Origin of the sequence: Micromonospora sp. ATA51 (assembly GCF_016802855.1) — a bacterium.
Classification (GTDB): Bacteria; Actinomycetota; Actinomycetes; order Mycobacteriales; family Micromonosporaceae; genus Micromonospora; species Micromonospora sicca.
Genome location: NZ_JAEVHJ010000299.1, coordinates 1 through 8,466, shown reverse-complemented (window position 1 = coordinate 8,466; position 8,466 = coordinate 1). Strand labels below are relative to the sequence as shown.

At 74.8% G+C, this 8,466-nt stretch carries 10 protein-coding genes and 1 pseudogene; 5 read left to right on the top strand and 6 right to left on the bottom strand.

Annotation, left to right across the window (positions count from 1 at the left end; genetic code table 11):
• The 4 genes and pseudogenes from JNW87_RS30700 to JNW87_RS30685 form a co-directional block, all read left to right on the top strand.
• Positions 1-324: pseudogene (locus JNW87_RS30700) on the top strand (aldolase); the annotation flags it as partial.
• Positions 325-433: 109 nt separating this feature from the next.
• Positions 434-1,273, top strand: a complete 840-nt coding sequence (locus JNW87_RS30695) for a sugar kinase (protein WP_238454864.1) — start codon at positions 434-436, stop codon at positions 1,271-1,273.
• A 24-nt stretch (positions 1,274-1,297) separates the two neighbouring features.
• Positions 1,298-2,527, top strand: coding sequence for a D-mannonate dehydratase ManD (gene manD, locus JNW87_RS30690; RefSeq protein WP_109805879.1), 1,230 nt, complete (start codon positions 1,298-1,300; stop codon positions 2,525-2,527).
• A complete protein-coding gene (locus JNW87_RS30685) occupies positions 2,517-3,062 on the top strand; it encodes a gluconokinase (RefSeq protein ID WP_109805880.1) in 546 nt (181 codons plus the stop codon). The genes manD and JNW87_RS30685 overlap by 11 nt, the downstream gene beginning before the upstream one ends.
• A gap of 53 nt (positions 3,063-3,115) precedes the next feature.
• On the opposite strand, the gene JNW87_RS30680 is transcribed toward JNW87_RS30685, so the two are convergent.
• The 3 genes from JNW87_RS30680 to JNW87_RS30670 all read right to left on the bottom strand — a co-directional run bounded on the left by JNW87_RS30680 (position 3,116) and on the right by JNW87_RS30670 (position 4,546).
• The gene (locus tag JNW87_RS30680; RefSeq protein WP_109805906.1) at positions 3,116-3,535 is read right to left on the bottom strand and encodes a YchJ family protein; all 420 of its coding nucleotides are present in this window, start codon (positions 3,533-3,535) and stop codon (positions 3,116-3,118) included.
• Positions 3,536-3,557: 22 nt separating this feature from the next.
• Entirely contained in the window at positions 3,558-4,163 is a 606-nt protein-coding gene (locus JNW87_RS30675; RefSeq protein ID WP_238454863.1) for a hypothetical protein, read from the bottom strand.
• A 209-nt stretch (positions 4,164-4,372) separates the two neighbouring features.
• Positions 4,373-4,546 (bottom strand): hypothetical protein, encoded by a 174-nt coding sequence (locus JNW87_RS30670; RefSeq protein WP_201750042.1) that lies wholly within the window; start codon positions 4,544-4,546, stop codon positions 4,373-4,375.
• 451 nt (positions 4,547-4,997) lie between these two features.
• On the opposite strand from JNW87_RS30670, the gene JNW87_RS30665 reads away from it, so the two are divergent.
• Positions 4,998-5,615 (top strand): disulfide bond formation protein DsbA, encoded by a 618-nt coding sequence (locus JNW87_RS30665; protein WP_109805881.1) that lies wholly within the window; start codon positions 4,998-5,000, stop codon positions 5,613-5,615.
• A gap of 50 nt (positions 5,616-5,665) precedes the next feature.
• On the opposite strand, the gene JNW87_RS30660 is transcribed toward JNW87_RS30665, so the two are convergent.
• The 3 genes from JNW87_RS30660 to JNW87_RS30650 all read right to left on the bottom strand — a co-directional run bounded on the left by JNW87_RS30660 (position 5,666) and on the right by JNW87_RS30650 (position 8,386).
• Positions 5,666-6,433, bottom strand: coding sequence for an SGNH/GDSL hydrolase family protein (locus JNW87_RS30660; protein WP_109805882.1), 768 nt, complete (start codon positions 6,431-6,433; stop codon positions 5,666-5,668).
• 158 nt (positions 6,434-6,591) lie between these two features.
• Entirely contained in the window at positions 6,592-7,704 is a 1,113-nt protein-coding gene (locus tag JNW87_RS30655) for a magnesium and cobalt transport protein CorA (protein WP_109805883.1), read from the bottom strand.
• Between the two features lie 61 nt (positions 7,705-7,765).
• Positions 7,766-8,386: a class F sortase gene (locus JNW87_RS30650; protein ID WP_375373568.1), complete on the bottom strand. Its 621-nt coding sequence runs from the start codon at positions 8,384-8,386 to the stop codon at positions 7,766-7,768.
• Between the last annotated feature and the right edge of the window lie 80 nt (positions 8,387-8,466).

The window sequence follows — 8,466 nt, the reverse complement described above, 5'->3', positions numbered from 1 at the left end:
GGTCCGCCGGGGGCTGCCGGTCGCCGCCGGGGGCGCTCACCCCGGACGGAGGCGTACGCCGCCGTCCGGGCCGGGGCCGCCGCCGTCAAGCTCTTCCCGGCGTCGGTCGGCGGGCCGGCGTACCTGAAGGCGCTGCGCGACCCGTTCCCGGACATCCCGTTCGTCGCGGTCGGCGGGGTGGGTCTCGCCGAGCTGCCCGGCTACCTCGCCGCCGGCGCGATCGCCGTCGGCGTCGGCGGCCCGCTGGTCGGCGACGCCGCCTCCGGCGGCGACCTCGACGCGCTGCGGGAGCGGGCCCGGGCCTACGTCGCCGCCACGTCATGACCGCCGTCGACCTGCTCACCTTCGGCGAGGCGCTGGTGTCGCTGCGGTCCGCCGGGCCCCTCGCGGCCGGTGGCGCCCTGACCATGCACTCGCCGGGGCCGAGTCCAACGTGGCGATCGGCCTGGCCCGGCTCGGCCACCGGGCCGCCTGGGCCGGCCGGGTCAGCGACGACGAGCTCGGCGGGTACGTGCTGCGCCAACTGCGCGCCGAGGGGGTGGGTGTCGACCACGTCACCCGGGACCCGGAGCGCCCGGCCGGGCTGATGTTCCTGGAACGGCGTACCGCCGACCTGACCCGGGTGCGCTACCACCGGGCCGGCTCGGCCGGCTCCGCCCTGGGCGTCGAGGACCTGCGCCCGGCCCTCGCGGCCGGCACCCGGGTGCTGCACCTGACCGGCATCACCCCGGCGCTGTCCGACAGCGCCCGCGAGGCCACCCGCTGGGCGGCCGAGACCGCGTCCCGGGCCGGGGCGCTGGTCTGCCTCGACGTCAACCACCGGGCGAGGCTGTGGCGCCGGGACGACGCCCGCGTCGTGCTCACCCCCCTCGCCGGGCACGCCTCGGTCGTGGTCGCCTCCGCCGACGAGCTGGACCTCGTCGGCGAACCGGGCGCGGCCGAGGAGACCGTGGTGGCCGGTCTGCTGGCCCGGGGCGTGGCGACCGTGCTGGTCAAGCTCGGCGGCGACGGCGCCCGCGCGTACACCGCCGACGGGGTCCGGCACGCCGCGGCGTTGCCGGTCACCGCGGTGGACACCGTCGGCGCGGGTGACGCGTTCACCGCCGGCTACCTCTCCGGGCACCTCGACGGGCTCGACCTGGCCGGACGGCTGCGCCGCGCCGTCACCCTCGGCGCCTTCGTCGTCGCCGGGCACGGCGACTGGGAGGCCCTGCCGCGCCGCGACGAACTGTCCCTCCTGGACGACCTGCAGCCCGGCAGCACCCTTCGCTGAGCATCACCCGAGAAAGGCACCTGCGTGAAGATCATCGCGGCGGACGTCATCGTCTCCAGCCCCGACCGCAACTTCGTCACCCTCAAGATAACCACCGACGAGGGGCTCACCGGCCTGGGCGACGGCACCCTCAACGGGCGGGAGCTGTCGGTCGCCTCCTACCTGGCCGACCACGTCGTGCCCCTGCTGATCGGGCGGGACCCGCACCACATCGAGGACACCTGGCAGTTCCTCTACCGCTCGGCGTACTGGCGGCGGGGACCGGTCACCATGGCCGCCATCGCGGCCGTCGACGTCGCGCTGTGGGACATCAAGGCCAAGGCCGCCGGCATGCCGCTCTACCAGCTGCTCGGCGGCGCGTCGCGGACCGGGATCATGGCGTACGGGCACGCCTCCGGGCGGGACCTGCCGGAGCTGTTCGACTCGATCCGCCGGCACCTCGACCTCGGCTACCGCTCGATCCGGGTGCAGACGTCGGTGCCCGGCATCAACGCCGTCTACGGTGTCGCCGCCCAGCCGGGCGTCGACGGCAAGCGGTACGACTACGAGCCGGCCCAGCGCACCCCGCTGCCCGCCGAGGAGGACTGGGACACCCGCGCGTACCTGCGCCACCTGCCCGAGGTCTTCGAGGCGGTCCGCAACGAGTTCGGCCCCGAGCTGCCGCTGCTGCACGACGGGCACCACCGGATGACCCCCATCCAGGCCGCCAGGCTCGGCAAGGCCCTCGAGCCGTACGACCTGTTCTGGCTGGAGGACTGCACCCCGGCGGAGAACCAGGAGGCGCTGCGCCTCGTCCGCCAGCACACCACCACGCCGCTGGCCATCGGCGAGGTCTTCAACACCGTGTGGGACTACCAGACGCTGATCCGGGAACAGCTCATCGACTACGTCCGGTCCGCCGTCACCCACACCGGGGGCATCACGGCCATGCGGAAGCTGCTCGACTTCGCCGCCCAGTACCAGATCAAGTCCGGCATCCACGGCCCGACCGACATCTCCCCGGTGGGCATGGCCGCCGCGCTCCACCTGGACCTGGCCATCCACAACTTCGGCATCCAGGAGTACATGCAGCACGGCGCGCTGACCAACGAGGTGTTCCGGCAGTCGTTCACGTTCACCGACGGCTACCTGCACCCGGGAGAGCAGCCCGGTCTCGGCGTCGAACTCGACGAGCAGGCCGCGGCGCGGTTCCCGTACGTGCCGGCGTACCTGCCGTTCAACCGGCTCAAGGACGGCACCGTCCATGACTGGTGACCGACCGCTCACCCGGCACGTCGTGGTGATGGGGGTGTCCGGGGCGGGCAAGACCACCGTGGCCCGGGGGATCAGCGAGCTGACCGGGCTCCGGTTCGCCGAAGCGGACGAGTTCCACTCCGAGGCCAACGTGGCGCGGATGCGGTCCGGCGTACCGCTGGACGACGCCGACCGCTGGCCGTGGCTGCGCGACCTCGCCGCGTGGATGGCCACCCGGCACGCCGAAGGCGTGTCCACGGTGCTGGCCTGCTCGGCGCTGAAGCGGTCCTACCGGGACGTGCTGCGGCAGGGGCCGCCGAACGTGGAGTTCGTCCACCTGGCCGGGGCGGCGGAGCTGATCCGGGACCGGATGAGCCGCCGCGCCGACCACTACATGCCGGCCAGCCTGCTCGACTCGCAGCGGGCGATCCTGGAGCCGCTGGCGCCGGAGGAGGCCGGTGTCGTGCTGGACGTGGCGCTGGTGCCGGACGAGCTGGCTGCCGCGGCCGTCGCCCGGCTCGGGCTGCCCGCCGGGATCCCGGTAAGCGGGCGATAGCACGCCGCCCGGGCGTCGTCCGGGCCGGCGGTCCTCACCCGGGCCGGCGGTCCTCACCCGGGCAGGGCGCCCAGGTAGACCCAGCGGCCGTCCTCGCGGACGAAGCGGCTGCGCTCGTCCAGCATGCCCGGACGCCCCGCCTCCCGGTAGTGGGCCCGGAACTCGACCGTGCCCTCGGAGTCGAACAGGCCGCCCCGGTCGGTGCCGAGGATCTCCAGCCTGGTCCAGCGCTGCCCCGGGTCGAGCCGCAGCCGCGCCGGTCGGGTGGCGGAGTGCCAACTGCGTACCAGGTAGTCGACGTCGCCGACGGCGAAGGCGCTGAACCGGGAACGCATCAGCGCCTCGGCGGTCGCCGCCGTCGACTCGCCCCGGTGCACCGGGGCACAGCAGTCGGCGTAGGGGACCCCGGAGCCGCACGGGCAGGCTCCGGTCGTCTGGTCGGCCGCGCTTCGGCGGGCACCGCGTTTCGCCACGTGGTCATTCTCGCCGAGGGGCTCAGCGCGGCGGGCGACCAGCCCCGCCAACCGGCCCGCGGCTCGGCCGGCGGGCCGTGTTCCGCCTGCCGGACGACTCCATGGTCGTCGTCTTCTTCGCCGGCGCCCGGGTTTCCGCGGTGACCCGGGCCAGCGCCGCCGCCGTCGCCTTCCTGGCCGGCGCCTTCTTCGCCGCGACCCTCGTGGCCGGCGCCTTATTCGTGGCCTTCTTGGCGGGCGCCTTCTTCGCCATGGCCTTCTTGGCCGGCGCCTTCTTGGCCGGCGCCTTCTTGGCGGGCGCCTTCTTCGCGGCGGCCTTCGTCGTGGGCGCCGTCTTCGCGGCGGCCTTCTTGGCCGGTGCCTTCTTCGCGGCGGTCGCCTTCGCGGTCGGCCGCCGGGCGGGCGCCGCCGTCGCGGCGACTGCCTTCTTCCGGGCCACCCGGGCCGTCGTCGGGGTGGGCTTCTCGCCCGGGGTCTTGGCCGCGCTCGTCCCGGTGGCCCGTTTCGTGGCGGCCGCGACCTTCTTCGCCGCCGCCGCCCGCTTCGGCGGTGCCTTGCGGGCCCCCGTGGCCTTCCGCGCGCTGGTGGGCCTGGTGGCCGTCCGGGTGCCCCTCGCCGCGTCCGCCATCGTCGCTCCTCCTCGGGGATCTGCCCCGACCCCGGTCGGCAGTGCCGCCGACGGGCAGGGCGCTGGCCAGCCTCGTCGGACCGGCCCCGACTCGGCGGGCTGCTGTCTTCCCTCGTCCCTGACCCCCAAACTTGCGCGCGGAGGAGCCCTCACCCGGCCCGCGGTACGCGCGGTGCCCCGCTATGCCACCGGGACCGGCGGCATCGCCCTTACGGCGACGGCGTCTCGGCAAGGTCGGCGGGATCGAGGTGCAGCGTCGCGAGCAGGCCCGCGTGCTTGTTGAGGTCGACCTCGTCGGGCAGCTCCCGCCTGATCCAGTCGGCCCGGACGTGCTGGCCGCGGGCCCGTAGCACGTCGATGATCCGGTGCCTGGCGATCTTCATGGTTGCTCCCTGGTGAGGCCGTTGCGGAGATCCCCGGCCGCGGCCTGATATCGGTCGGGGAAGTGGCGCCGCGCGCGCGGCGGACCACAGGTGCGGAGCGTGGAACCGGGTCCCAGGCGCGGACCTGGCGCCGGCAGCCCGGCGATGGGCGGGGACGCCTCGGTCAGGTCGGCGACGGTGGTCCGGCGGGACGCGGTACGGACATGACGTCCCCTGGGTGGATCCGGCGTGGCGGCCACCTCGAAAGTGGGATGTCGTCGATTCCGGGATGGTCCCACCCTACGCCCCGCCAGTCCGGCGGCGGCGCGCGACGGTCAGCGGGGCGGAGCAGGCCCTGATCGGCCTGCCCGTGCCGATTGGCTCAAGAATCAGCGTCCCGATCGGCTCTCACGGTGGGCCGATCCGTGGCCTACCGTCGTCTCGTAACCGCTCAGGAGGGACCGAGACGACGATGACGAACGCCGACATGTGGTTCGACCCGCGCTGCCCGTGGGCCTGGAACGCCTCCCGCTGGCTGCTGGAGGTGGAGCGCGTCCGGGAGGTACGGCTCCGCTTCCACGTGCTCAGCCTCACCGTGCTCAACGACGGCCGGGACGGCCTCGACGAGTGGTACCGCGAGTGGCTCAGGCCCGGCCTCGGCCCGGTGCGGGTGGCGATCGCCGCCGAGCAGAAGTTCGGCAACGAGGTGCTGCGCGATCTCTACACCGCGCTGGGCAACCGGATCCACCACGACCGCGCCCCGATCGGTCGCGACCTGTACGTCGCGGCGCTGGCCGAGGTGGGCCTCCCGGTCGAACTGGCCGACGCGGCCGACTCCACCGAGCACGACGAGGCGCTGCTGGCCAGCCACCGCGCCGGGCTGGAGCCGGTCGGCGAGGACCTGGGCACCCCCGCCATCCACGTCACCGACGACGCCGGTCGGCGCAACGCCTTCTTCGGGCCGGTGGTCGCGCCGATCCCACGCGGGGAGGACGCCGGGCGGCTCTGGGACGGCGTGCTGCTCGTCGCCGGCACCGACGGCTTCTTCGAGCTGAAGCGGGCGCGTACCCGCCGGCCGATCGAGCACTGAGCGCTGCCCGATCGACTCCGGCCACCGCCCGGACCGGGCGCCGCCCGGCATCACCACTCGACCGGCAGCGGCACCGGGCGCTTGGCCACCCGGTCGTCCCCCGAGGACCGGCCGCGCAGGTGCCGGGCCAGCCACGGCAGCAGGTGCCGCCGGGTCCACGCCAGCTCGGCCCGGACCACCTCGTGGCGGGGCCGGCGGACGGCCGCCGGCAGCGGGTGCGACCAGGAGTCGTCGTACCCGGGCAGGCCGGCGGTGTGCGCCAACGCGGCGGCGATCCGTTCGTGCCCGGCGCTGTTGGCGTGCAGCCGGTCGTCGCTCCACAGGCGCGGGTCCGAGGCCACCGGGTGCGCCCCCAGGTCCAGCAGGGTGGCGCCGGTCTCGGTGGTGACCGCCCGGACCGCCGCGTTGAACGCCGCCACCCGGCCGCGCAGCGGTCGGGCCAGCGGCATCACCGGCGCCGGATCGGGCAGGGTGAAGGTGAGCACGGTGGCCCCCTGGCCGACCAGGGCCCGCTGCATCGCGCCGACGTCCTCGGCGATCCGGTCGGCGTCGAACGCCGGCCGGAGCACGTCGTTCATCCCGGCCACCACGGTCGCCAGGTCCGGCGCCAGCTCCAGCGCCACCGGCAGCTGCTCCGCCCGGATCCGCGCGGTGGTCCGGCCGCGGATGGCCAGGTTGGCGTACTCGAGGCCGCCCTGCGCGCGGGCCACCGCCAGGGCGAACCGGTCCGCCCAGCCCCGGTAGCCGCCGTTGCCGTCCGGGTCGTCCAGCCCCTCGGTGGTGCTGTCGCCGATCGCCACGTACCGCTGCCACAACATGGCCGCCAGCTTAGGACCGTCCCTCGCCCGGGCTCAGCGGCCTGGTCGACGGCGAGCGTCACCTGCCCGGCGATCCACCGCTGGACCTGGTGTCGCCGCTGCTGTTCCGGTGTGCCGAGAACAGCCTTGAGAAGCCCTGACGCTGAGGCGGGAGAGGTTCAGAGCCAGCCGGAGCGGCGGAACAACCGGTACAGGGTGACCGCGGCCAGGGCCATCAGCAGCAGGGCCGCCGCGTAGCCGTACCGCCAGCCCAGCTCGGGCATGTGAGCGAAGTTCATGCCGTAGATCCCGGCCACCGCGGTCTGGGTGGCGGCAATCGCCGCCCAGGCGGCGATCTTGCGCATGTCGTTGTTCTGGTCGACGGCGAGCTGCGCGAGGCGGGACTGCAGGATCGAGTTGAGCAGGTCGTCGTACCCGCCGATCCGGTCGACCGCCCGGGTCAGCCGCGCCTCCACGTCGACGAACCAGCGCTGCAATGCCGGCGGCGGCCCGCCGTCGCGCCGCTCGACCAGGTCCCGCAGGGGCGCCTGCAACGGCAGCACCGCCCGTTTGAACTCCACCACCTCGCGCTTGAGCTGGTAGATGTGCTGGATGTCGGCGCTGCCGTCGCGGGCGAAGACGCTCTCCTCGACGCGTTCCAGGTCCCGTTCCAGGTGCCCGGAGACCTCCAGGTAGAGCTCCACCATCCGGGCGCAGACCGCGTACGCCACCGCCCACGGTCCCTCGGCCAGCACACCCGCACGGCGCTGGATGTCCTCCCGGACCGGGGCGAGGGCGCCGGCCGCGCCGTGCCGGACGGTGATCACGAAGCGGTCGCCGAGGAAGACCATCACGTCCCCGGTGTCGATCACCTCGGAGGTGTCAGTCAGTTCGGTGTGCTCGACGTAACCGGCGGTGCGCAGCACCAGCAGGGTGACGTCGCCGTGCCGCTGGACGGTGGGGCGGTGCCCGTCGGCGAGGGCCTGCGCCACGCTGAGCTCGTCCAGCCCGAAGGTGCGGCCGACCGCCGCCATCACCGCCGCCCCCGGCTCGTGCAGGCCCAACCAGACGAAGGAGCGCCGGGTGCGCCGGCTGCGCGCGTACGCGTCGGCGTAGTGTGGGCGCCCCGGCTCCCGCTTTCCGTTGACGTAGACGGCGCAGTCCACCACGGCGTCGGGGTTGGACCGTCGGGCGGCCGGCGTGGCCGCCGCGTCGGCCGGGCGGCCGAGCAACCGACCGAGCAGGGCGGGAAGCCGGGGGCCCCGCCGGGTCCGTACCGCCGACCGGTCCACCGCGCACCTCCGCCCCGCCGGGAACTGACGGCCTACCGTACGGCACGTGCCGTCGGTGCGGTCAGTGCGTGGCCGTGGCGAAGACGACGATGTTGTCGGGGTAGCTGCCGGTGCGGGGGTTGAACCGGCCGCCGCAGGTGATCAGCCGCAGCCGGGCCGCGGAGTCGCCGCCGTACACCCGCTCGGTGGGGAAGCGCTCCTTCGGGTACGCCCCCACACCGTCCACGGTGAACGTCGCCTGCCGGCCGTCGGCCCGGGCGACCTGGATGAGGTCGCCGGGCTGGAGCCGGCCGAGGTCGAAGAAGACGGCCGGACCGGTCTGCGAGTCGACGTGCCCGACCAGGACGGCGTTGCCGGCCTCGCCCGGGGTTGGACCGCGGCGGTACCAGCCGGCCACCTCCGGATGGTCCAGCGGCGGCACCTCCAGGGCGCCGTCGTCGTCGGTGGCGACCGGGACGATCTCCGCCCGGACGCCGATGCGGGGGATGGCGATCCGGACCGGTTCGGACCGGGGAAGCACCGGCCCGGGCGAGCTGGACCGTTCGGAGGTCGGGGCGGCCGAGGCTCCGGGCTGCGGCGGCCGGTTCGCGGTGGTGCCGAGGCCGGCGGCGACCAGGCCGGCCCCGGTCGCGCCGGTCAGCGTGACCGCCGCGACCACCGCGGCGGTGCGAGCCCGCGACAAGCCGCGCTCGGGGTTGCGCTGGGGCGACAGGTTCCCACCTCCGTCCGACGTGGGCGTGGTGCCCGCGCCGGTCACGCCGG

Excerpts from the sequence above, each read along its gene's own strand:
- JNW87_RS30685 (WP_109805880.1), top strand. The coding sequence starts at position 2,517 with ATGACTGGTGACCGACCGCTCACCCGGCACGTCGTGGTGATGGGGGTG.
- JNW87_RS30675 (WP_238454863.1), bottom strand. The coding sequence starts at position 4,163 with ATGGCGGACGCGGCGAGGGGCACCCGGACGGCCACCAGGCCCACCAGC.
- JNW87_RS30670 (WP_201750042.1), bottom strand. The coding sequence starts at position 4,546 with ATGAAGATCGCCAGGCACCGGATCATCGACGTGCTACGGGCCCGCGGC.
- JNW87_RS30665 (WP_109805881.1), top strand. The coding sequence starts at position 4,998 with ATGACGAACGCCGACATGTGGTTCGACCCGCGCTGCCCGTGGGCCTGG.
- JNW87_RS30660 (WP_109805882.1), bottom strand. The coding sequence starts at position 6,433 with ATGTTGTGGCAGCGGTACGTGGCGATCGGCGACAGCACCACCGAGGGG.